The 22,946-nt window shown below is 62.2% G+C and carries 23 protein-coding genes; 16 read left to right on the plus strand and 7 right to left on the minus strand.

All coding sequences use genetic code 11. The features are described from left to right. Window positions 1–33: 33 nt before the first annotated feature. Complete coding sequence (locus tag D6T63_RS07805; protein ID WP_120148417.1) at window positions 34–954, plus strand: alpha/beta hydrolase; 921 nt, start codon at window positions 34–36, stop codon at window positions 952–954. Window positions 955–1,049: 95 nt separating this feature from the next. Here the strand turns inward: D6T63_RS07805 and D6T63_RS07810 are convergent, their stop codons facing one another. Further along, window positions 1,050–3,908, minus strand: coding sequence for an FAD-binding and (Fe-S)-binding domain-containing protein (locus D6T63_RS07810; RefSeq protein ID WP_120148418.1), 2,859 nt, complete (start codon window positions 3,906–3,908; stop codon window positions 1,050–1,052). A 53-nt stretch (window positions 3,909–3,961) separates the two neighbouring features. Between D6T63_RS07810 and D6T63_RS07815 the strand changes: the two genes are divergently transcribed. Together D6T63_RS07815 and D6T63_RS20215 are read left to right on the plus strand one after the other, a co-directional pair. Beyond that, window positions 3,962–4,708 (plus strand): GntR family transcriptional regulator, encoded by a 747-nt coding sequence (locus tag D6T63_RS07815; protein ID WP_120148419.1) that lies wholly within the window; start codon window positions 3,962–3,964, stop codon window positions 4,706–4,708. 280 nt (window positions 4,709–4,988) lie between these two features. Beyond that, window positions 4,989–5,342, plus strand: coding sequence for an antibiotic biosynthesis monooxygenase family protein (locus D6T63_RS20215; RefSeq protein ID WP_120148420.1), 354 nt, complete (start codon window positions 4,989–4,991; stop codon window positions 5,340–5,342). Here the strand turns inward: D6T63_RS20215 and D6T63_RS07825 are convergent. Continuing rightward, on the minus strand, window positions 5,334–6,056 hold the full coding sequence (locus D6T63_RS07825; RefSeq protein ID WP_220725897.1) for a class I SAM-dependent methyltransferase: 723 nt from the start codon (window positions 6,054–6,056) through the stop codon (window positions 5,334–5,336). The two genes, D6T63_RS20215 and D6T63_RS07825, sit on opposite strands and share 9 nt — an antisense overlap. A 51-nt stretch (window positions 6,057–6,107) precedes the next feature. Here D6T63_RS07825 and D6T63_RS07830 point away from each other — a divergent pair, with 51 nt between their 5' ends. Next, window positions 6,108–7,643 (plus strand): dihydrolipoyl dehydrogenase family protein, encoded by a 1,536-nt coding sequence (locus D6T63_RS07830; RefSeq protein ID WP_120148421.1) that lies wholly within the window; start codon window positions 6,108–6,110, stop codon window positions 7,641–7,643. A 79-nt stretch (window positions 7,644–7,722) separates the two neighbouring features. Here D6T63_RS07830 and D6T63_RS07835 read toward each other — a convergent pair whose 3' ends face one another. Together D6T63_RS07835 and D6T63_RS07840 are read right to left on the minus strand one after the other, a co-directional pair. Beyond that, complete coding sequence (locus tag D6T63_RS07835) at window positions 7,723–8,400, minus strand: CDP-alcohol phosphatidyltransferase family protein (protein WP_120148422.1); 678 nt, start codon at window positions 8,398–8,400, stop codon at window positions 7,723–7,725. After that, window positions 8,393–9,070: a TVP38/TMEM64 family protein gene (locus tag D6T63_RS07840; protein WP_120148423.1), complete on the minus strand. Its 678-nt coding sequence runs from the start codon at window positions 9,068–9,070 to the stop codon at window positions 8,393–8,395. Before D6T63_RS07840 ends, D6T63_RS07835 begins: the two co-directional genes overlap by 8 nt. Before the next feature lie 95 nt (window positions 9,071–9,165). Here D6T63_RS07840 and D6T63_RS07845 point away from each other — a divergent pair, with 95 nt between their 5' ends. The 8 genes from D6T63_RS07845 to D6T63_RS19520 all read left to right on the plus strand — a co-directional run bounded on the left by D6T63_RS07845 (window position 9,166) and on the right by D6T63_RS19520 (window position 15,481). Further along, window positions 9,166–10,431: an ABC transporter substrate-binding protein gene (locus D6T63_RS07845; protein WP_220725898.1), complete on the plus strand. Its 1,266-nt coding sequence runs from the start codon at window positions 9,166–9,168 to the stop codon at window positions 10,429–10,431. A gap of 215 nt (window positions 10,432–10,646) precedes the next feature. Beyond that, the gene (locus D6T63_RS07850) at window positions 10,647–11,375 is read left to right on the plus strand and encodes an ABC transporter (RefSeq protein ID WP_235830614.1); all 729 of its coding nucleotides are present in this window, start codon (window positions 10,647–10,649) and stop codon (window positions 11,373–11,375) included. Window positions 11,376–11,428: 53 nt separating this feature from the next. Further along, complete coding sequence (locus tag D6T63_RS07855) at window positions 11,429–12,214, plus strand: ABC transporter permease (RefSeq protein WP_220725899.1); 786 nt, start codon at window positions 11,429–11,431, stop codon at window positions 12,212–12,214. After that, complete coding sequence (locus tag D6T63_RS07860) at window positions 12,211–13,356, plus strand: ABC transporter ATP-binding protein (protein WP_120148426.1); 1,146 nt, start codon at window positions 12,211–12,213, stop codon at window positions 13,354–13,356. Before D6T63_RS07855 ends, D6T63_RS07860 begins: the two co-directional genes overlap by 4 nt. Window positions 13,357–13,516: 160 nt before the next feature. Then, window positions 13,517–13,996 (plus strand): hypothetical protein, encoded by a 480-nt coding sequence (locus D6T63_RS07865; RefSeq protein WP_235830615.1) that lies wholly within the window; start codon window positions 13,517–13,519, stop codon window positions 13,994–13,996. A 134-nt stretch (window positions 13,997–14,130) separates the two neighbouring features. Then, window positions 14,131–14,829 carry a Crp/Fnr family transcriptional regulator gene (locus tag D6T63_RS07870; protein WP_235830616.1) on the plus strand — a complete coding sequence of 233 codons (699 nt, stop codon included), beginning with the start codon at window positions 14,131–14,133 and terminating at the stop codon, window positions 14,827–14,829. 110 nt (window positions 14,830–14,939) lie between these two features. Next, window positions 14,940–15,329 carry a carboxymuconolactone decarboxylase family protein gene (locus tag D6T63_RS07875; RefSeq protein ID WP_220725900.1) on the plus strand — a complete coding sequence of 130 codons (390 nt, stop codon included), beginning with the start codon at window positions 14,940–14,942 and terminating at the stop codon, window positions 15,327–15,329. Next, a complete protein-coding gene (locus D6T63_RS19520) occupies window positions 15,326–15,481 on the plus strand; it encodes a carboxymuconolactone decarboxylase family protein (protein WP_220725901.1) in 156 nt (51 codons plus the stop codon). Before D6T63_RS07875 ends, D6T63_RS19520 begins: the two co-directional genes overlap by 4 nt. Window positions 15,482–15,733: 252 nt before the next feature. On the opposite strand, the gene D6T63_RS20220 is transcribed toward D6T63_RS19520, so the two are convergent. Continuing rightward, window positions 15,734–15,985: a MerR family DNA-binding protein gene (locus D6T63_RS20220; protein WP_120148428.1), complete on the minus strand. Its 252-nt coding sequence runs from the start codon at window positions 15,983–15,985 to the stop codon at window positions 15,734–15,736. Window positions 15,986–16,131: 146 nt separating this feature from the next. After that, window positions 16,132–16,311 (minus strand): transposase, encoded by a 180-nt coding sequence (locus D6T63_RS07885; protein ID WP_120148429.1) that lies wholly within the window; start codon window positions 16,309–16,311, stop codon window positions 16,132–16,134. A gap of 125 nt (window positions 16,312–16,436) precedes the next feature. Between D6T63_RS07885 and D6T63_RS18895 the strand changes: the two genes are divergently transcribed. Then, window positions 16,437–16,982, plus strand: a complete 546-nt coding sequence (locus tag D6T63_RS18895; RefSeq protein ID WP_147394319.1) for a hypothetical protein — start codon at window positions 16,437–16,439, stop codon at window positions 16,980–16,982. A 71-nt stretch (window positions 16,983–17,053) separates the two neighbouring features. On the opposite strand, the gene D6T63_RS07890 is transcribed toward D6T63_RS18895, so the two are convergent. After that, the gene (locus D6T63_RS07890; protein ID WP_328588661.1) at window positions 17,054–17,629 is read right to left on the minus strand and encodes a recombinase family protein; all 576 of its coding nucleotides are present in this window, start codon (window positions 17,627–17,629) and stop codon (window positions 17,054–17,056) included. A gap of 808 nt (window positions 17,630–18,437) precedes the next feature. Between D6T63_RS07890 and D6T63_RS07895 the strand changes: the two genes are divergently transcribed. The 3 genes from D6T63_RS07895 (at window position 18,438) to D6T63_RS07900 (ending at window position 22,282) form a co-directional block, all read left to right on the plus strand. Then, complete coding sequence (locus tag D6T63_RS07895) at window positions 18,438–18,878, plus strand: hypothetical protein (RefSeq protein ID WP_147394320.1); 441 nt, start codon at window positions 18,438–18,440, stop codon at window positions 18,876–18,878. A gap of 549 nt (window positions 18,879–19,427) precedes the next feature. Then, window positions 19,428–21,206: a hypothetical protein gene (locus D6T63_RS18900; RefSeq protein ID WP_147394321.1), complete on the plus strand. Its 1,779-nt coding sequence runs from the start codon at window positions 19,428–19,430 to the stop codon at window positions 21,204–21,206. 386 nt (window positions 21,207–21,592) lie between these two features. Then, complete coding sequence (locus D6T63_RS07900; protein WP_328588662.1) at window positions 21,593–22,282, plus strand: 8-oxoguanine DNA glycosylase OGG fold protein; 690 nt, start codon at window positions 21,593–21,595, stop codon at window positions 22,280–22,282. The last annotated feature ends 664 nt before the right edge of the window (window positions 22,283–22,946 follow it).

Below are 22,946 nucleotides of genomic sequence, written 5' to 3' on the forward strand. Positions count from 1 at the left end.
CAGACTCTGCACACGAGAACAGAAGGAAACACAGTGATTGAGAAGGAAACCACGTTCTTTAGCGAGGGAAGCCGTCTGAAGGCCACCCTGTACTATCCGGACGATCTGCCCGCCAATGGTCCGCATCCGGCGTTGATCGTCAACTCCGGTTACCAGGGCTTCAACGAGTTCTACCCAAAAATGTTCGCCAGGAACATGACCAAACGCGGCTACATCTGCCTCGGTTTCGATTACCGCGGGATGGCGGACAGCGAGGGCGAAAAGGGCACCGTCCTCATCGAGCAGCAGGTCGAGGATATCCGTAATGCGATCACGTTCATGCAGTCCCAGGAGGATGTGGATGATCACCGGATAGGTCTCATCGGCTGGGGAATGGGCGCGGCGAACGTAGTCCTTGCCGGCGGTAAAGCGCGGAACGTGGCCGGAGTGGCCGCACTGAACGGCTTCTACGACGGCGAGAGGTGGCTCAAATCGATCCACACCTTTGACGAGTACACCAGAATCCTCGACGAGGTGCAGGTGGACCGTACGCGGCGGGTCCTCGAAGGGGAATCACAGCTGGCCGACACATTCGCCCACTATCCGTTGGATCCCGCCACTGAGGACTACGTGGGGAAGGAACTTTCCCAGGTGTATGGTTTCGGGCATCCCACGCGGCTGCAGTTCACCGAGTCCATCATCGACGTCAAGGTGGAGAAGGTGGTCAGGGACCTGGCGCCGGCACCCCTGTTCATCGGTCACGGGTCGCGTAACACCCTGCACCCCTACGATGAGGCGACGTCCCTCTACGAGGCAGCGTCTTCCCCCAAAACGCTGTATACCATTGACGGACGCCACAACGACTTCATGTACGGTGACCACCCGGAATTCCTGATTCTCTGCGACCGCCTGCAGGAGTTCTTTGATTCCGCATTCGCGGCAAGCGCGTCGCCGATTCGGAGCGTTTCGGCTTAGCGTCATCCAAACGAAAGGGAGGGGTCTACCAGTGGTAGACCCCTCCCTTTCGTTTCGGGGCGCACCGCAAGAAATATTCGCGGCGGCCTTAGCGATTAGTCTCTGGGTGCCGCAGGGTCCAGCAGTTGGGCCAGGTGGATACCGCGGCGGTCGCTGAGGTCCTCCAGCTGGGTGCGGCAGGAGTAGCCGTCTGCGAGCACGACGGCGTCGTCCTTCGCCGTGCGCACCGCCGGCAGGAGCTGCTGCTCGGCCACCGCTACGGAGATCTCGTAGTGGCCGCGTTCCACCCCGAAGTTTCCGGCGAGGCCGCAGCATCCGCCGAGTTTCTGCAGGCTGGCGCCGGCTTCTTCGAGTAGGGCGGCGTCAGGGCTCCAACCCATCACGGCATGGTGGTGGCAGTGTGGTTGCGCCACGACGGTTGTTCCCTCCAGCGACGGCGGGGTGTAGCCCGGCGCCTTCGTCAGGAACTCGGCCAGCGTGTGGGTGGCCGCTGCCACGGGTCCTGCTGTGGCGCGGCCGAGCAGTTCGACAGCGTCTGAACGCAGCACGCCCGTGCAGGACGGTTCAAGCCCCACGATCGGAATCCCCTCGTCAACGGACTTTCCCAGCACGTTGATACTGGAGCGCAGGATTTTCCGGGCCGAATCGAGCTGACCGGTGGAGATCCAGGTCAGGCCGCAGCACACCGGCGCATCGGGGATCCTTACCTCGTACCCGGCCGACTCGAGCACACGTACTGCGGCCTGGCCCACCTTTGGCGAGAAGTTGTTCGTGAACGAGTCAGCCCAGAGGAGCACCGGCGGGCGTTCCTCCGACGGAGCTGCGGTGGCCCCTCGCGCTCGGAACCAGGCGTGGAAGGTCTGCGGCGCGAACGCGGGAATGTTCCGGCGCTGGTCCACGCCCGCCATCCGGAGACCCACCTGCCGGATGCCGGGAAGCCGCACCAGGGCGTTGACAAGCCGCGGTGCGATTGCGGCGAAGCCGGCCCACCGGGGCAGCCAGCCCAGCGAGTAGTGGGACGCGGGACGGATCCGGCCCCTATAGCTTTGATGCAGCACTTCGGCCTTATAGGCGGCCATGTCGATTCCGGTAGGGCAGTCGGACGCGCAGCCCTTGCAGGACAGACACAGGTCCAGGGCGTCGTGCACCTCGGGCGCGCGCCAGTTCGGCGTGCCGCCTTTCACTCCCCCGGTGACGCTGCCGTTGATCATTTCCTGCAGTGCCCGGGCCCGGCCGCGGGTGGAATCCTTCTCCTCCAGTGTCGCGATATAGGACGGGCACATCACCGTCGAATTATCGTTGTGGGCGGCGCGGCACTGTCCCACTCCGGTGCAGCGGTGGACTGCCTGGCTGAAGTCACCCTCGTCGTGCAGGTAACCGAAGCCCAGCCCCGAGCGCAGCGGACCGGCTTCGGCAACACGGACATTCGCGTCCAGCGGCTCGGGATCCACCAGCACACCGGGGTTCAGGATGTTGTCCGGGTCCAGGATGCCCTTGACCTTCCCGAAGAGAGATATTGCCGCAGGTGTGTACATGAACGGCAGGAGCTCGCTGCGGGCGCGGCCGTCGCCGTGTTCGCCCGATAGTGAGCCACCGTAGCGCGCGACCAGTTCTGCTGCGTCGGTGAGGAAGGCACGGAAAGCGGCGGTGCCGTCCTCCCGGTGGAATGGGAAGTCGAGACGGACGTGCACGCAGCCGTCACCAAAGTGGCCGAACGGAAAGCCGGTGAGGTGGTGCGTGAGCAGGAGATCATCAAAGTCGCGGAGATAGTTACCCAGGGTCTCCGGCGGCACTGCGGCGTCCTCCCAGCCGGCGTGTGCCGGCACGCCGGCTGGCGATCGGCCCGCCAGTCCCCCGCCGTCCTCGCGAATTCGCCACAACGCAGCGGCCTGCGGAAGGTCTTCGATGATGCGGGAGTGTCGAGCGGCGTCGAGGCGGCTGAGCCGTGTGGCACGATCGGCGACCTCGAGGGCATCATCACCAGAGATCTCGACGAAAAGCCAAGCGGCACCACCGGGAAGTTCGGGCACGGCCTGGGGACCTTTACGGGCTCGGACCACCTCGACGATGCGCGAATCCAGGCCCTCGCAGGCGGTGGGCCGGAAGGGCAGCACGGCAGGCACGGCGTCACCGGCGGCTCCTATGTTCTCAAAGCCCAGCACCACCAGGGTCTTGTACGGCAGGTCAGCCACCAGGCGCACTCCGGCCTCCAACACGACAGCGAGCGTGCCTTCGCTGCCGACGAGCATGCGGCGTAGGTCGAACCCGCGCTCGGGCAGCAGGTGTTCCAGCGAATAGCCCGACACCTGCCGGCCGAACCGGCCGAGTTCGGTACGGATTGTTCCCAGCTCGGCACTGACCAACGAGCGCAGCGCGTCAGTTTCCGCAGACGAGGGCGTGCCGCCCGCGCCGAGATGCAACCGTGTGCCCGAGCCGGTGACGACGTCGAGGTGCGTCACATTATCCGCGGTGCGTCCGTAGGCGAGTGCGCGTGAACCGCAGGCGTTGTTGCCGATCATTCCACCGACCGTGCAGCGGCTGTGGGTAGAGGGATCGGGACCAAACCGCAAACCGTTGGACAGCGCCACCTTCTGCAGGGTCGCGTGGACCGCGCCGGGTTCGACGACGGCGGTGCGGGCCTCAACGTCGAACTCCAGGACCTTGTTCAGATGGCGACTGAAGTCGAGAACGACGCCCGGCCCGATGGCGTTGCCGGCGATCGAGGTTCCGGCACCGCGCGGCGTGAAGGGGACGCCACGTTCACGGCAGACCTCAAGCGTGGTGAGGACCTCGTCGAGGTGCCGAGGAAAAACGACCGCCGCGGGCTGCACCCGGTACAGGGAAGCATCGCTGGAGTAGACCGCGCGTGAAGTTGCATCCGCGCGAGCATCCGTGACACCGCGGGATTGCAGTTCCGAAACAAGAGAAGTAGGTGCTGTGAGCGTCATCGCCATGAGTAACATGTTACTCCAAGTATGCAGCACCGCTGCAGACTAGTCTTAGAGCCATGTCAGAACCGTCCGCCGAAGCCGCCGACCGCTCCGGACGCCCACCTACGCTCACCGAGCGTACGATCGAGGCGGTCCGCGAGGGCATCCGAAACGGAACACTGGTGCCGGGTGAGTTGTATTCGGTATACCGATTGGCTGATGAGCTGGGCGTTTCCCGTAGCCCCGTTCGCGACGCCCTGCTGCGGTTGGCGGAAACCGGGATGGTAGCGTTCGAGCGCAATCGAGGCTTCCGCGTCGTCCTGCCCGGGGCCCGTGAATTGACCGAGATCATCGCCGTCCGCCTCGCATTGGAGGTGCCCGCTGCCCAGCGGGCGGCGGTCCGTGCCACCGCCGCGGACCGCGCGGCCCTGCAGAACGAATATGAGGCGATGCAGGTATCGGTCACGGCCGGGGATGAGACCGCTTTCATGATGCACGACCAGCGGTTCCACGGGCTGCTGCTGGAGCTTGCGGGCAACGCGCATGTCACCCGAATCATCGAGAATCTGCGGGATGCCACCCGGCTGGTCGGCACTTCCACTATCCGGACGTCCCGGTCCTTAGAGGACGTGTACCAGGAACACCTGCCAATCCTCGACGCCATCCAACAAGGGAGCCCCTCCACAGCGGGTGCAGCCATGCGGCGTCACCTAGAGTCGACAGGGCGGCTGCTACTGCAAGAAGCTGCGCGGAAATCCGACACGAATCTGAAATCCAACGCGCTCTGGAACGATTTAGTGGGTCATCCACCTGTGGGCGAGTGAAGCCCGAAGCGGTCCACCTGTGCTTGAGCCGCTCAAGCAACTCTGGAGCGGCGGTGATGCGCCTTCCGCGCCAGACCGGCGAACTTATTCAGTTGAATCCATACGAAGGGACTCCTCTGGAAGGTAATAACTGGATGGGAGCCCGTGATGTCGATTGGGTTCAAACAGGGCCCCAGGGTGGAAAGTGTTCTAGATTACAGAACGTCTACTGGCAGGCTCATAATCTCGGCAGTTAACCGTGCGTAGAACCCGCGGTGTGAACCGCAGGCGAAGGATCTGCATGCGGTCCTCGTGCTGGTCCGACGTGCCCTTACCTAGGAAGAAGCCCAAATTGATTCTTGAACATGCAACGCTGACGATTCGACCCGATGGCCACGAGGCTTTCCTTGCGGCTTTCCCACAGATCCGGGCTCATCTTGTGGCATCACGTGGTTGCCGCTCCGTGGACCTTTACCCGAGTGTGGACCGGGAGGATGTGTACCTGTTACGCGTGGCATGGGACACGCTCGAGGACCATACCGAGGTGTTCCCCGGCAGCGAGCATGGCCGTGCTGTGTTGGCGGAACTGCAGGACCACGTCCAGTCACTCGACATAGTTCATTTCGGTGGGGTGCCTGTCAGTACGTCAGCGTGATCGGCGGCGGCCGGTCCGGATTTGCAGGTGCCCGCTACGAGCGGAGGCTTTGGTTACGTCGGTGCAGTCGCGCTCGACCCCTTTCCAGGGGTGGGCTGTAATGTCGGCCCCGCCCAGCCGGCACGCCGACTGAGCCAGGGCTGTCATGCCGGGAAATAAGCTGGTGGGTTCCTGCATGTCGACGATGCAGAGGGAACCTCTAGGACGAGTGAGCTGCTTCATCGCATCCCAGGCTGCCTCCCAGGGCTTCATCAGTGATAGCGCGTAGGTCGCCAAGGTTGCATCGGAGAGAGCCTTTCCTCCGTGGGAGGTGATGGACGCGCTGAGGAACGCTGGGGAGGCGGTCGTGGCATCGGCTTGGATGAGGATGATGTTGGTCCATCCGTGGCGGTCGGCTTTTCGTCGGGCCTGGGCGAGCATCTTGGTGCTGCGGTCGATGCCGATGATGGTTCCGGTGGGCCCGATGCGTTCCTTGAGGAGGCCGAAGTTCAGTCCGGTGCCACATCCAAGGTCCACAACCTGATCGCCCGGGTTGAGGTTCAGGGAGCCTATTCCTAGTTGCCGGCCCGCCCGGTACACGGGGAATTCCGCGGACATCAGGTCGTAGAAGGGCGCGAAGCTGCTGTATTTTTCGGCGATCGGAATCACTCCAGAAGGCGGTAGGCACCATGGCTGGCGCTGGAACGACCAGCTTAGGCTCAGGGCGTACCCCACTGATCTCGCCAGCACTGATCACCACAGCAAACGAAGGGTTGAGCCAGCACCATGGAAACCAGCAATGATGTGATCGATCTTTTGGTCGTCGGCGGCGGTACTGCGGGAATCGTGGGCGCCAAGACGGCCTCGCGCCTGGGTGCCCGCGTTGTCCTCGTGGAGCGGGCACGTACGGGCGGTGACTGCCTGTGGACCGGGTGTGTACCATCCAAGACGCTCCTTTCCGCCGCTGCGGCAGCGGTTGGACCAAGAGCGGGCGTGAACCCAGCCCTGGCACCCGACGGTGCTACGGGGCGCATGGACTTTTCAGCTGTCAGGGCGAGGATCGCTGCCGCGATCACCACGATCGAGCCCGACGATTCCCCTGCCTCCCTGAAAGCGGTTGGTGTGACGGTCCGTCATGGTGCTGCCCGTTTCACCGGCCCGGGCCGCGCCGAGATCGACGGGGAGGAAATCCGTTTCCATCAGGCACTGGTGGCTACCGGTAGTGATCCTGTACTTCCACCGATACCGGGCCTGGACAGGGCGCACGTGGTCACGTCCGAAACCGTGTGGGACCTGGAAGAGTTGCCCCAGCACCTGGTGATCATTGGTGGAGGGCCGATTGCCTGCGAGCTCGGGCAGGCTTTCGCCCGCCTAGGTGCACGCGTGGTGATGCTGGTCCGCTCCCGGATCCTTCCCAAGGAAGACCCCGATGCCGCAGCAATCATCCGTTCCAGCCTCACACAAGACGGCGTGCACATCATCGAGGACATCGCGGTGGAGGATGTCACCTCAGCAGCTAGTCAGGACAGTTCAGATGCTACGGCCGGTACGGCTGGCAGGGACGGTAGAGGCGAGGCAGTGAATCTTGTCCGTACCGGTGATGGCCGGTCTTTTCCCGCTGACACGATCCTTGTCGCGGCGGGTAGACGTGCTCGCACCAAGGGTTTGGGGCTGGAGCTGGTCGGCGTGGACCTTGATGAGAAGGGGCACGTCCTGGTTGACGCTGCGATGCGGACGTCGAGCCCGACGATCTGGGCGGCAGGGGATGTCACACCGAACCCGGACTTCACGCATCTGGCGGGCGTGTACGCGAGCACAGCAGCGTCGAACGCCGTCCTGGGCGTACGCCGAGCCGTCAGCAGGACGGTGCCCCGGGTCACCTACACATCTCCTGAAGTCGCAGCCGTCGGGATCACGAGTCCTGAGGGTGCCAACCAGCGCGTGTCCACCATCGAACATGCTGACGCGGACCGGGCGATCACCGAGAATCAGGTGGCCGGATTCACCCGGCTGGTCATGGACCGGCGCGGCCGGATTCTCGGTGGGACCATCGTCGGACCGCGGGCCGGGGAAACCCTGGGTGAGCTGACCCTTGCAGTGCATCAGAAACTCAGTACCCGTGATCTGGCCGGGGTGACTCACCCCTACCCGACCTATAACGATGGCCTGTGGAACGCGGCCATCGCCGATGCCCGCACAGCCCTGGAAATACCGTTGGTCCGTGCGGCGATGTCGGCACTGGTTTATTTCACCCGGTGGCGCCTGACTCACAAGTCCACTCACCACTCCGGCGAGGCTTCCGACACCAAGCAGCTGGAGTGACTCCGGTCGGATGACGTGCACCCGGTCTTCGATCCTGCGGCACTTCCGCCCTTCTCCCTATCGGTTTGGTGCTGGGTGGTCAGCGGAGTCTGCGGTATCCGCTGATGATGCGCTCGGTGGCACTGATGGATACCAACAGAGCCCAGATAAGGGCGATCTGCCAGGACACGAAGGGCAGCAGCAGCCACAGGCTGTGCACCACGACGGTCTCGGTTCCTTCGGCAAGCCCGCCCAGGAATGACAGGGACCGGCCGTCCTCGATGGTCCGGCCGGTTTTCTCCGCGATGGAGGAGAAAGCGAGGAAGACGCTGCCGTTGATGTAGTAGGCGAACAGGACGAGGAGGAAGGGTAACCATGGGGCACCGAACCCGGCAGTGGCGCCGACGGCGACCCCTATTACTGTCGCCCCGTAGACAACGAAGTCAGCGCAGATGTCCCAGAACCCGCCTTGACCGTTGTCTGGCACATGCGCCCGTGCGTGAGCTTGGGCTTGGGCTTGGGCGTGTGTCTGTGTGGATTGTGCTGGGTGGGCGCGGCGGCGGGCCAGGGGCCCGTCCAGCCCGTCTGCTAGCCGGCACAGGAGCCACGCGATGAGCGATGGTACCCATAGTTGGGCGGCTGCCAGTCCTGCACTGGCCATGCCGAGGACGAGGTTCGCGCCGGTGAGCTTGTTGGGGCTGATCCATGACACGTCCAGCAGGGCCGCGGCCCGGTCCAATGCCGGGGCGAGGATGGGGCGCAGTTTCGTGTCAAACATTCTGTCGACGGCTCCCGCGCCGGGATCGCAGTGCGTAGATGAGGCCTGCGAGGGTGAGGACGCCGAGGGCGGCGGCCGCCAGTGTCGCAGGCCAGCCGAAGTCCAGTCCGAAGGCGCCCAGGGCGAGGAAGCTCACCGTGCCGGGCAGGATGCCGACCATGGTGCCCAGGATGTAGGGCCACCAGCCCAGTGCTGTGAGGCCGGCGGAGTAGTTGATGGCGGTGAAGGGCAGGACCGGGACCAGGCGCACTCCGACCACCGCGAGGAAGCCGCGCTTGCTGAGGATTTCGTCGACTTTCTCCACGCGTGTGCCGGTGAACTTCTCGACGGCGTCCCTGCCAAGGAAACGTCCGAGCCAGAACGCTGCGGTAGCGCCGAGCAGGGCCGCTCCGTATACGAGCATCAGCCCGGGCCCGAATCCGAACAGGACCCCTGCAGCAATCGAGAGCACATTCTTTGGAACCGGCGCCAGGGTCAGTGCCGCGTATCCGAGGACGAATCCGACCGGACCCCACCACCCGGCCCGTTCGACCAGGGCGCGCAGTTCTTGGACGTCGGGAATGGGCACCATCAAGACGATGACGGTCGCCGCGACGATGATGACGCCCAGCAGCAGCGCCCGCCGGAGCGGGGTCAGCCACGGCTGGTGGGGGCTGGCGTCGTGCTGCATGGTCTCCCGCCATAGTTTGCCCGGTATGGCCCGTCAGTGGCTGGACCAGCTTCGAAGAATACTGGAACCTGCTTTATCTCATCCAAGAAGGACCTATGAACCACCCACTCGCTCCCTTGTCCCGTTCCCGGAGGGTTGCGGTGCCCGTCATGGCCGCCGCCGCTGTCCTCGTGCTGAGCTCCTGCGCCGGGGAACCCGGTGAACCAGGTGAAATCCCGACCACCTACGAGTCGTTCGAGGATGTCCTTGCCGATGCCGATGGCCAGACCGTGGATCTGTGGATGTACGGCGGGGATGAGCAGGGCAACGCCTATGTCGACGACGTCCTCGCTCCTGCCGCCGCGGAGGAGGGAGTCACCCTGCGACGGGTGCCTATTACCGACACGGCGGATGCGGTGAACCGTGTCCTGAGTGAACGACAGGCCGGACGCACGGACGGATCCGTGGACCTCGTCTGGGTCAACGGGGCGAACTTCAGCACCGGGCGGCAGGCTGAAGCATGGCGGTGCGGGTGGACCGATCTTTTGCCCAACATGGCACTGACCGATCAGGACGACCCGCTGTTGCAGAACGACTTCGGGACACCGGTGGACGGATGCGAGGCGCCCTGGCACAAAGCGCAGTTCACGTTTTTCTACAACTCCGCGGCCATCACCGACCCGCCGACCACCCTCGAGGGCATCCTTGAATGGGCCCGGGACAATCCGGGCCGCTTCACCTACCCCGCCCCGCCGGACTTCACCGGCAGTGTCTTCCTGCGCGAAGTGATGCTCAGCACCGCCGGCGGAGCGGAGGAGGTTCCCTTGGACTACAGCGAGGAAACTTTCGATGAGCACGCCCCGGCCGCCCTGGACGCACTGCGCGAGGTGGCGCCGTCGCTGTGGCGTGGAGGTGCCACTTACCCGCGCGATGAACAGGCACTGAACACCCTCTTCGCTGATGGCGAGGTGGATATCGCCATGACCTACGGTCCTGCGACCCTGACAGATCTGGTGGCCTCCGAGGCGCTGCCGGACACCACGAAGGTCCTCACCCTCGAGGAAGGCACCGTCGGCAACGCCAGTTTCCTCGCGATCCCCGCCAACGCCTCCGACCCTGCAGGGGCTATGGTCGTCGCAAACCTGGCCCTGTCCCCGGAGCAGCAGGCAGCCAAAGCCGATCCGGGCACATGGGGTCAGTTCCCGGTCCTCGACACAGCACGGCTCGACGCCGACCAGCAATCCCTGTTCGATGACCTGCCCGCGTCCCCGGTCGTGCCCTCCTACGACGAGCTCTCCCGCAACGCCCACGGCGAACTCGCCGCCGATTGGGTGCCGGCCTTGGATGAGGCATGGCGTCAGGAGGTTGCAACCACACGATGAACCACCCCCTGCCCGGACCGGGAACCGGCCCCGAGGACCACCAGGGTGACACGGGCGAATCCCGTAGCCAGCGTCCTGGTGTCGATCGTGATGCTGGCCGTGAGCGGGGTTTGGTATACCGGCGGAGCGTGCTGCTCGCCTTGCCGGCGGTGGTGCCTGTTGTGCTGGTCCTTGGTGTCTCACTCGTAGGCGCGTCAGCCCAGAGCCTGGGGTTGATGCCCTTCATCGGCCCACCGGTGCTCAGTACGCGTGGGTGGGCCGGATCAGCTGGTGAGCTGGCAAAGTCCGCAACGGTTTCTGCCTACATTGCGGCCGCGTCCACTGTGCTGTCCCTGGTCGTGGGATTCGCGGTCGCCGTGTACATCCTTGCCGCACCCCGGATGGGGCGGCTTGTGGCGGGCTTGAGCGCAGCGACCATCCCCATACCTCACCTCATCGGTGCCGGTGCGATGGGTCTGTTGTTGTCCGATAGCGGGTTCCTACACCGGCTGCTGGGCATGCCGGCAGCCTTTCCCGCCCTGGTCGGTGGTCCCTGGTGGATTGCTGTAATCAGCGAGTATGTGTGGAAGGAATCGGCATTCGTCGCTCTGGTGGTGATCGGCAGCATGTCCCGATCGATGACGGGCCTGTGCGATTCCGCAGCAACGCTCGGGGCGACGGCCTGGCAGCGGATCATCCATGTCGTCCTGCCCCTGTCAGTACCGGCACTGGCCGTATCGGCGCTGATTGTCTTCGTCTACACGTTCGGAGCCTACGAGAGTCCCTGGCTGCTGGGTCCGACGTCTCCGGAGCCACTGCCGGTGCGCGCGGTGAGGCTCTTCGGGTCCGTGGATCTGGACGCCCGACCGGAAGCCATGGCCACAGCACTGGTGTCCGTCGCCGCCAGCGCGGCGGCGATCCTCGCCGGGGTCGGTATTTTGCGGGCCCGTCGGAACGTGCGATGACAGCGGTCCTGCCCGCCAAGCGGCCCGTTCGCCCTGGAACCAGGGATGTGAGCGTGCAGATCCGCCCCGTGGTGCGCGCTGGTCTGGGGGTCCTGTTGGTGCTCTGGATCCTCGCACCGCTGCTCCCGGTCGTGCTGTGGTCGGTAGCCGGGGTGTGGCGGGCCCCGGCCGTCACCCCGGACACGTACTCAGTGAATGCCTTCGCGTCGCTGGGGGAACGGGCTACTCTCCGGGCGGGGCTCGCGTCGTTAGGGCTCGGGGTTGCTGTCGCCGTCGTAGCGACGCCGCTGGGCTTCCTGGGTGCCCTCGCCGCCCAGAGCCTTCCGGGCAGACGCGGCAGGGCGGTGGATCTGATCCTGCTCGCACCCCTAGCCATCCCCCCGTTCGCCCTTGTCTTGGGGGCCAACACCACGCTGCTGCGTCTGCATGTGCCGGCGTTCGCGGGCGTCGTCCTGATCCTGGTGGTAACCGCGCTGCCCTACACGGCGTTCATGTACCGCAGCGCTCTGGCCGCCTACGAGAACCAGTTCGAAGATGTCGCCCGCACCCTCGGCGCACACCCCCGTCAGGTTATCCGGCACGTCCGGGTGCCGTTGCTCGCGACCGCAACAGCGCGGGGATTCTTCCTCGCCTTCCTCGTAGGGTGGGGAGACTATGTAGCGACCCTGCTCGTAGGAGGAGGGCAACTCACGACGCTTCCGATGCTGCTTGGGGCCGCAGCATCATCGACCGGCAACGAGCAACTCACCGCTGTCCTATCCCTGTCCGTCATCATCCCGCCGGTCATCATCCTGGCCGCCTTCGGGATACCGGCCCTGACCCGAAAGGCGGTCGCATGAGTTCCGGGCTCGAGCTCCGCAGCGTCTCGCACTCCTTCGGGGGGACGGATGTCCTTCACGACGTGTCCCTGACCGTGCCACCGTCAGGCTGTGTTGCCCTGCTCGGAGCATCCGGTAGCGGCAAGTCCACGGTTCTGCGCATCATCGCAGGACTCGACCGGCCCAGCGCCGGGCAGGTACTGGTCGACGGGGACGACATGGGAGCAGTGCATGTCGAGCAGCGCGGTATGGCCCTGGTGTTCCAAAACGCGTTGCTCTTTCCTCACCTGAATGTCATCGACAATGTAGCCTTCCCTGCGCGCATGGCCGGGCAGCGCCGTGCAGAGGCCCGCCGGCACGCCATGGAGTACCTCGAGCTTGTGCAACTGGCCGACTACGCCCACAGGCCCGTCGGGAAACTTTCCGGAGGACAGGAACAAAGGGTCGCCCTGGCACGGGCACTTGCCCGCAACCCCCGCATCCTTCTCCTCGATGAGCCGTTCGCGTCCCTCGATGTGCAGCTGCGCGAGGACATGTATGACCTGATCCAGAACATACGGGCGCAGCTGGCGCCAACGATCGTCGTGGTGACACATGACCGGCAGGAAGCATCGATCCTCGCCGACTCGATCGCGGTGCTGGACGAAGGGCGCATCCTTCAGCACGGCACCGTGCACCAACTCCACTACGAACCAGCGACACAAATGGTGAACCGGCTCCTCGGAGGCCTCAACGCAGTCCCGGGCCATGTGAGCGGCGGCAAACACCACTCAGTCCTCGGTCAGCTTCCCGTCCAGGACACCGCCACTGACGGGCCTGCATTTCTGATCGTGCGCCAGGAAGCACTCAGACTCATCCCACCAAGGGAGGCAGGATCTCCCACGCTCAAAGGATCAGTTTCCGGGATCACGTCCCTCGGCGCGCGGACCCTCGTGCGGGTCAGTTTCACTTCCGGTGACCCCAACCCAGAACCCAATCCTTTGGCTGGCAAGGATCCGCGCGTGGCTGATCTATCAAGCCCTGATTTGTCGGGCCCTGATGGATACGGCAACGGTTTGACGGCCACCCTCACAGTCGATGTCGCAGGGAACCCGCACCTGCTGCTTGGGCAAGTCGTCGGTGTGGGCTTGCAGGAAGGCCGGGCATGGGCGGTGCAGGCCTAGCCCGTGAGACTTAGGGCCCCCGGCCACAACGGTACGAATCGGGCGCGGCGGCGGTGGCCGGGCTGCCTGTATGTCGGTGTTGTGTGTCCCAGATTGCAGAACGGGGCGGTTATACGGCCGTAGCGTCGGGAGGACACCAGCGACGAGGAAGGCACGCATCATGACTGCTTCACATCACGCGGCATCGGCCAACGGTCCCGGCACCGCCCCCGCAGCATCGACAGCGCCACCAATTAGGCAGCGTGTCCTCGCCGGCTTCATCGGAGGGCTCAGCGGCGGAGTTGTCTTCGGCGCGCTGATGGCCGTGATGGGCATGCTTCCGATGATCGCTTCCCTCGTCGGCTCGTCCTCGGTTGCCGTCGGGTTCATCGTCCACCTGGTCATCTCGGTGCTGATAGGGCTCACGTTGACCATTCCCGGTGCCGGACTGTTGACCGGCAGTCTCATCAAGAGCGCCCTGGTCGGTCTCGTGTACGGGGCGCTGTGGTGGGTGCTCGGACCCCTGCTGATCATGCCGACAATGATGAGCATGCCGGTCCTCACCCTCGACGGGTCGTCCCTGATGTCCCTGATGGGCCACATGATCTACGGGCTTATTCTGGGACTGGTTGCAACCCTCGTCCTTCGACGTCGCCGATGACACCAGAAACACCGGAGACGCCGGTAACGCCTGTAACCGGGCAGCGTCTGAACGATGCATGCTCGAAAACTGTCCTGTCCGCCGCTGGCACTCCGGCGAAGGGCTGGGCGCCCCACGAACGGGAGGTTGACCCTTTGGCTGAGACCGGGGAACCTTTCAGCTGCCTCAATGCCGTAGAGATTTTTGCTGACCTCACCGCGCAGGACATGGCCGCCCTGGACCGGATGTCACCCCCGAAACTGTTCAGCAGTGGCGAGTTGGTGTTCAGCCAGAGCCAACCGGTCACGGCCCTGTTCATCCTCAAAGAAGGCAGGATCAGGATCTTCCGGGTAGCCGAGGACGGCAAAACCCTCACGATCGCGATCCTGGAACCCGGTGCGGTGTTCGGCGAGATGCTCCTCGTGGGCCAGCAGATGTACGACAACTACGCCGAAGCCATCGAGGACTCCATTGTCTGTCAGCTCACCGCTGCAGACGTCGAAGAACACTTTCTTTCCAACCCGAAGATCGCGGTGAAAATCTCCCGGCTCCTCGGTCAGCAGGTCGCACGCCTCGAGGACCGCCTGACGGACATGGCGCTGCGTCCTCTCGCCGCGAGAACCGCCTCGACCCTGCTCACCCTGGATGATGCTGCCCCCCGCGGCAGATTCACCTATACCCGTTCGGTGAAACTCACCCACGAACAGCTCGCCGGGCTCCTTGGTGCCACGCGCGAAGCCACGAGCAAGACGATGGCTGACTTCGCGGCCCGCGGCCTCATCCGCCAGGGCCGGGGGCGTATCACTATCAACGACATCGACGGGCTTCGTCGGATCTCCCGCAGCACCTTCTAACCCCGAACACCGCGAACCCGTGGGCTTTCCGGCACGTTCGGCTGCCCAAGACTGCCCGGTTTCTTCCCAGTTTCCCAAACGTACAAACCCCAACAGAAAGAGGAACACCCATGACACGCGTCACCGTGCACACCCCCGACACCGCACCCGAGGCCGCCCGACCCGAACTCGGTGCCCTCGCTAAGCAGTTCGGGAAAGTCCTCAACATTCATGGGGCGATGGCCCATTCGCCCGTCGTCCTCCAGGCGTACGTCGCTTTCCAGCAGGTCATTGGCGACTACGGGACCTTCGATGCGCGCACCAGGGAAGCCATCGTCCTCGTCGTCGGCAATGTCGACGAATGCAGCTACTGCCAGTCCGCACACACCATGGGTGCGAAAGCCGCAGGGCTCAGCCAAGGCCAGACCATCGCCATCCGGAAGGGCACCGTCGATTTCGACCCAAAGCTCGCGGCCCTGCTGGAACTGGCACGCAAAGCACAGCCAACAAGGGCTCCGTGAAGGACGATGCCTGGCAGGCCGGTCTCGACGCAGGATGGACCGACGTCGAACTCACCGAACTCTCCGCCCACATCGCCCTGAACCTGTTCACCAACTACTTCAACCACTTGGTCGAAACCGACCTCGACGTTCCGGCTGCCCCGGAACTCTAAAGAGCCGCGCGTACCCGTGCCGCCCCGTTCCGGCACGGGTACGCGCCCACTGCTTTCATTCCTCCCATCCCGGGCCGCCGGCAAATCCATGGTCTGACCGGTAGCTGGCACGAATCACCCCGGGGTGCTCTTCACCCGTAACGGCAGCCAGTGCAGCTCGACATTGGCGGCTGGATGCAACACCGAGTGCTGGGCACACGCAGGGACCAGGTGGCCCATTTCAGGCTCATCACTGATGCTTCGTTCCGATTCTCACTCAACAGTGATGATGTGGCAGATACCCGCGGGCCCGCAGTTCGCGGGATCCAGAGTTCGTGCGGTCTCCACAAGCTGCTCGAGCTCGCCTGCCAAGTCAGCAAGCTCTCGTTGGCGTGAACGGACTCCGGTGAGTTTTTGCTCGAGGACAAGCATTAAGTGACTGCAGGGCGTCTGGCCGGCATCGCGAAGGCCCAAGACCGGAGCAACCTCAGCAAGGGTGAGGTCCGCGCTTTGTGCCGCGCGGATAAAGCGGCGAGCTCAGTCACGAGCGGGTAGAACCTTTTCCCGGGAGGTTCGCCTGCGGCAGATACGCTGCAGCGCGCCGCAGCACTTCATTCTCGTGCTCGAACAGTCGAACCCGCTTGCGCAGCTCACGATTCTCCACCGTTTCGCTACGCGCCTGACCAGGCCTTGACGCTCTCATCGGTCTCGGCGTGACGCAGCCATTTCGTGAGCGTCATCGGATGAACGCCGCAGTCCTTCGCGATCTGCTCGATCGCCACTCCGGGCTCGCGGTTCCTGGCAACGGATACCACATCGTCGCGGAATTCCTCGGGGTAAGGCTTAGACACAGCAACATCCTTCCAGGCCAGCCTTCCGGCAAGCCAGATGAGATGTCACCTATCCGTGCAGCAGACCCCGCAGTAAGGATCGACCGCACCTAACAAACATCGAAAACCCTGAGGATACTCATCACATGAGCTTCGATCCGAACGACCTACCCGAGGACACCCGACAGGAAATGATTGCCCAAGTACAGGTGACCTCCGTGGCTTGGAAGTTTCTACGTCACTTTTACAACGGTGATCTAGCGGCAGCCTGGAAAGTCATGCATCCAACACTGCGACTGTGTCTGAGCCAGTGGTGGGTGGATGCAAATCGAGACGCAATTCGTGGGGAAGGGCTTGATATTGAAGTGACCGCTGAGCAGCTCAGCAGTCAGGCTGGGCCCCAGCACAAGCTCTGGCAACACTTCGAACGGGTCCTCTTACGCGATTTTTCACGAGCCTACCCACTCGACCCAGACCGAGCGGGTATCGGATCGCTGCTCAGAGTGATCGAAATGGATACCGAACTGTTGTACGTTCACCCGGATAGTCCTGAGGGACGACTATGGGCACCGGGCGAGAGCCTTCCTGTTTACCCGTTGGTCATAGGGCTGACGAACGGAGAGTGGAAGGTTCTGAACTGGGCTTCGGACGTCGTCCCGGAACCCGGATTCCCACCAACTCTCTCCCGCTAGTTGCGTGCCCTGCCTCTAGTTGACGGAGGCGATGAGCTGTCAGGATCGGCCGAACTCCGGTGAGATGTTCGCTAGACGGCCTCGACCGCTCCGATGCTGAGGTAGCGGTACACGGTGGCGCGGCTGGCGCCGATGATTTTCCCGATATCAGCCGGCGCGAGCCCCTGGGCCTTCAGCTCCCATGCATACTTGACGTTGTCATGATCGGTGGTGACTTCCCGCCGGCCCGCCTTGCGCCCGTGTTCTGCGGCGACAGCCATACCCGCCCTGGTTCGCTCGGCAAGCTGGTCACGATCAAGCTGTGCAAAAGCGGACATCACGGTCAACATGGCCCTACCCATCGGTCCGGTAGTACTGATGCCTTCTGTGACGCTGCGGAAGTGAACGCCGCGGTGTTCCAGATCATCGATAAGGGCCAGCAGGCTCCGGGTGTTGCGCCCCAATCGATCCAGCTTCCACACCACAACCTCGTCCCCCTTCCGGAGGTGATCGAGCAACTTGTCGAGCTCCGGCCGGCTGGCCGTCGTTCCACTCACCCCATGGTCAGTGAAGATCCGATTACAGCCAGCCGCTGTCAGAGCAGCATGCTGCAGATCCGCGTTCTGCTCCAGAGTGCTGACTCTGGCATACCCGATGCTTCCCAACACCGTTCTCCTAACGCTTATCAAAGGCTTAGTTCTGCTTTGATGAGAATACTCGACCTGCGACACATTGCTGAGACAGATTGCGACCGTCGAACTTCCCGTCAATCCTGAGCTCACCGGTCCGCGGCTGAACCTGCTCGAACGTCTAATCAAGGGATCCCTTGCTGAGATACCAGAAAACGGACCGTGGTCCGATCAGCGCCCATATATGGCACCCTCATGAGGCATCATGCCCACCTCACCGAACTCGACCTCACATGACTCCGCGCCGTGGACGGTATACCCACTGCCATGGAGCTCCCAACTACCCGGACCACCTCGACCTAGCGTGAACTCACTAGTCCCGAATGCCTCGATCTGAACTTGACCTCAGGAACTAGGGGCCCGGCCTAGGGCACGTGTTCGCCCGACGCAGGAAGAGAATCGAAGAACGACTCGGCGTCGCGCGCGATCAGCTCTGGGCATTCCAAAGCACCAGGTACCCTACGGCGGCATCGATTGTGCACACACACCAGCTGTTCGACCGGGGTCACCTGTCACCAAGAACCAATATTGCCCGGTGGGCTTCTGATCATGTCACTATCCTCTGGTCTAAAGACATCACCTGGGGCGAAGCCGTGCAAAGCTGCATTCCTCCGCAGGCCATTCCGCAGCAATAGGTATACGGAGAAGCCGGGGACTCATGGGCGGAGCAACCGGATTCCCTTCCCCGGCGTATGGGTCGGGAGCACACTGGTGTCTAAGCGAGTGTCGAACCTGCGGTCGGTGCTGACAGGGAGAGAGGGATCTTGTGACTATTACGCTGCAGAGAATGAGGGACTTCGAACCACAGAGGCCTCTTCCCGGGCAGTTTTCCTTGGCCGTGGCTCGGCATACGGCGCAGACTTGGCCGTCCAAAGAGGTCGACGACTATGCCGCAGAGCGTTCGAGCATGTTGCACAGGCTAGTCGACGACCTGGAGCTTCCCGTCCAGTCATGGGGCGGCACGGACGACGAATACTCGCACGAGGTCGTCGAGATCATTGTGGGCCTGGCATCGGCCGTAATCGCGGCTTTCGCACCGGCCCTAATTAGCCTTATCAGCAGGAGGTCAAAAGGCAAGGAGGAGCCGTCAGTTCCAGGTTTCAAGCTTACGAACTCCCGGGGAGAGACACTGACGCTCACCTTCGAGGACCGGAGAGGAGACGTCGACAGGCAGATGCTGGATCAGTTAACAGCGTTTTTGTCACGATCCGCGGCGGATGCCAGCTAGCAGTACTGCCAGAGAGGTTGGCTCTCCGGTGATGGGGAATTTGCCTTCGAAGGCGGCGTGGGTCCGTAGTAATTGTATTTGTGGAACCATCTTGGCCGGGCAGCCTGCCTGGTTGACTCGCTGGCCCAAGGGCGACTGAAGGCCTCAGTCGTCCGAGAGAGCACGGTGGAAGCACTCGAACTCCCCGCCACTCTGCGGCAGGTACGCCCAGGTTTTTCGACCTTGATGTCCAGGTTGGTACAGGTATCGCACTAGAGGCGGGACTTATAGGCCGACCCGTTGTCAGGCTGGCCTCTGTGGATCGTCATGCCGCAAGTTTCCACAGTCCTCAATAGGCGGGCGCAGGCACTTCCTTCCATACCCCAGGCAACCTACCCTTGGCCCGTGGCTACGTTGGCGCCAGCACCACGTTGGACTGTAAAGCCGTCAGCGGCGTGATCAAAACGAACCAATCAAGGTTATTGCCAAAGATCATTGTCAAGGTCGCGGCACGGGGCCACAATGGTGACACCGCCTGCTTCGGCGGGCATCCGACATGAGGTGAGAGTCATGGGCTGGAGAGACGACAAAATCATCCCTGACCAAAAGGCCAGGACCACACCGTCGATCGCCGCCCACGACGGCCTTTTGCATATGGTTCACCTCGGGGATTCATCCAACGATATCTGGTACGCCACATTCAACGGAGAGAATTGGTCGGCGGATGTCCGAATTCCAGATGAGAAGAGCTGGGTAGGACCCACCCTCGCTGGATTTTCTGGTGGTCGCCTGCATATGGTTCACCTCGGTGACACCTCCCACGATATTTGGCACAACAGGCATGATCGGGACGGGTGGGCGGAAGACGTCAAAGTCCCCAACCAGCAGTCCAGTGCTGCGCCGTCGATAGCGGAGTTCGACGGAAAGATGCACATGGTGCACCTTGGCAGCAACACTCACGACATTTGGCACGCCACATTCGACGGCAATGCCTGGTCCGACGACGTTCGAATTCCCAACCAGAAGAGCTGGGTAGCGCCGTCATTAGCTGCCATCGACGGTAAACTCCATATGGTGCACTTGGGCGACACCTCGCATGACATTTGGCAGGCCACATTCGACGGCAATGCTTGGTCCGACGACGTTCGAATTCCCAACCAGAAAAGCAGGGGAGCCCCGGCATTGGCGGAGCACGACGGCCGTCTACACATGGTCCACATGGGCGATTCTTCCAACGACATCTGGCACTCCATTCTTGGCGTAGACGGATGGTCCAACAATACGCGAATACCCAATCAAGAGACGGGGTCAGCGCCTTCCCTGGCATCGTTCGGGAACTTTCTTTATATAGTACATCTCGGCACAACTTCGCATACGATTTGGTTTTCCCAGTGGGATCCTTCGTACGTATATCCCACGTCCGAGATTTGGGCTACTAAGCCACGGGTGGACGGATCACCAGAAACAAAACAGGTGATTTCGGCTACCGGCCACCGAAGAGTGGAGGGCACTGATCCGCAACCTACTAATCTGACCGTTCGACTTCGCCACCACCAGCGCTTCTTTTGGGACCAAACTCTGGCGACGAAGACCGTGACAGGACTGAATATAGATACCACTATTAGTTATGAATGCCCAGGTGAAAGTTCTGGCATCAGCGTGAACCACTGGAATGTTTTCGCAGAGGTTGAAACCCGGGAGGACGGCAAAGCGCAGTCGCAAAGAACCGGTGTCAAAGGGTGCCGTCAGCCAAACGGAGGGTCGGGAGGTGGGCCAACCCCAGAACAGATTGCGATGGAGAATGTCGCTCCTCCGCCTCCCCCTCAGCCAACTGCGCAGGACCCGAAGCACGCGGCTCATCACCTGAGACTTGATGATCCGAGCATCCCCTCCTTTACTGCGGCGACGCCACGGACCAGGGGAGAACTATGGCTCGAAGCTGGTGAAGGATCCGCAGTATTGCCGAAACGGACAGGTGCGGCTGTCAAGGCTGCGTGGACTGCAGCTTGTGCAGGTGGAGACCGCTATCCGAACAATTGTGCTCATTTTCTCTCGAATGCGTTCATTGTAGCTGGCTACAGTGAGCTGCTCACACGCGGGGCGCGTTGCCCTACTGGCCGCCCCATACGCGCCCGCGAGATGCGGCAGTGGTTCATCGAAATGGCCGCCACCCCGAATGTAGGCAGGACGTCGAATGTTCCCACGAGAAACACTGGGCCGTGGGCAGTCTTTCAGTTAGACGAAGATGCATACTGGGGCGGCCACGTTGCTCTTCTTGACACGGACGCATGGGAATATGTTGGCACAGGTTGGTACAGCAATTGGACCCAATATTTGTATCAGTGGTGAGCATCTTTTGCCTTCCCGCATGAAAGGCTAAGCTAACAACAGTAGCGGATGAAAAAACCTGATCACCGACGAGTCCGCAAAAAATATACGGAATAACGCCAGCAGACAGCGGGCATTATCAGAACTCATCAACAAATCGATCGAGAATCATATTAAACAATAGGTGACTTCTGCTCAGGTCATCACTGATCTGGTCAAACTGTCCTGTGAGGTCGCAGCTAAAGAAAACGGGGGTACAGTTACACACCAGCGCAGACGGTAAAAACGCTGAGCAATTCGGTATCAAATTTTTGGACGAACAAGCCATAGCCCTCTCCCCTCAAATACGCTGATCGACCACTGCCCGTTGAAGGCAGAATGTCGGCTTCGTAAGCGATGATGAGGCTATGTTCCATACTGTGCCTGTTCCCTCCCGTGTCGGTGATCTGCTTTTGGCAGATTCCAAGCCCCAGCCTTCCTTTCCCTGGCGGCCTATGCCGTGGAAGGAGCACATGCACGACCTGCCCGAAGTCATCGATGTACTCAATCGAATGCCAGAGCGGGTCGATCGAGACTCCACGCGAGAACTAGTTCTTGCCGAGCTGGAGGCCGGTCATACCCTCGCCGCTTTCATAGGAGCAATGGTGTGGGGGTACGGCACCACTGGATACGGGCCAGTAAGGACTCGATGGATACTCACCGGCATCAAGACGAGCCCCATCACCACGCCTGTCCTACCGTCTGTAAGCGACAGATTGTCAGCCGGCGTCGAGTACGTACGGAAGAACGGGGCCGTCGAAGGCTTCCGTTTCATGAACATCGACAACAGGATCAAGCACCTCGGTGCTGCCTACTTCACAAAGTGGTTGTACTTTTCCTCATCCCTCACCAGTGCTGATGACGCCCAGGCAGCTCCAATTCTCGACGCACAGGTCGCTAAGTGGTTGTTGGTAGAAGCTGCTCTTCGACTCGACACCGATGAAACAGCTTCCTATGAGAAATACGTGCAGGTCCTCAATGACTGGGGCCACGAGTACGGCCGTACTGCAGTTCAGGTCGAAAAAATCATCTTCGGATTGGCGACTGGGCGCGGTTGATACCATCCTTGACCTAGTTCGATGACCCCGGAGCAAGGTCTTACACCGGCTGGGCTGTGGTCGGTTTCGGGCAGCTCCGGCAGGACCAGTCGCTTGTCGGCGGTCTAAGCACCCTGCTGAGAAACGTTCAGAGCAAGTTGTTACCGACAACTGATCGCAGCGGCCTTTCTAAGCACCGTCATCGGCAGTAGATCGAGGGTTCCTTGCATCATCGCTGCTCGTATAGCTGTAGGCACAAACCGGTCGTTTTTTGGCGTTACACTGCACGCCCATCTACTGGTGTAGGACCTGGGCTGCGTTAAATATTAACCGAGCGTCGGCAGATTTGTCGATTCTGGTTACATATGACTGTGACAGGTTTGAGTGGCTGGCTCTTTTACATGATCGGCTCTGCAAAGACCCCGTCGAACACACCCTGAGCCTGACCATTGATCTCGATCCGTTCAGGAATCATCCCCGCAGCAACAAGCCCCTTCCACTGACGTAACAGTCTTCGGGACAACGGGCAGCCACCCTCCCCTGACCCTGACGATCAAACCCGAATTGCACTCTTCCGTCCTCGCTCCCCAGAGCAGATCGGCGGAAGAATGGGAATTCGGATCGAGTACCGCAAGTGAGTAGTCCGATGACGAGGCGCGTAGTCACCACTCTTGTTCGCTTCTTC

Origin of the sequence: Arthrobacter cheniae, assembly GCF_003602275.1 — a bacterium.
Lineage (GTDB): Bacteria > Actinomycetota > Actinomycetes > Actinomycetales > Micrococcaceae > Arthrobacter_D > Arthrobacter_D cheniae.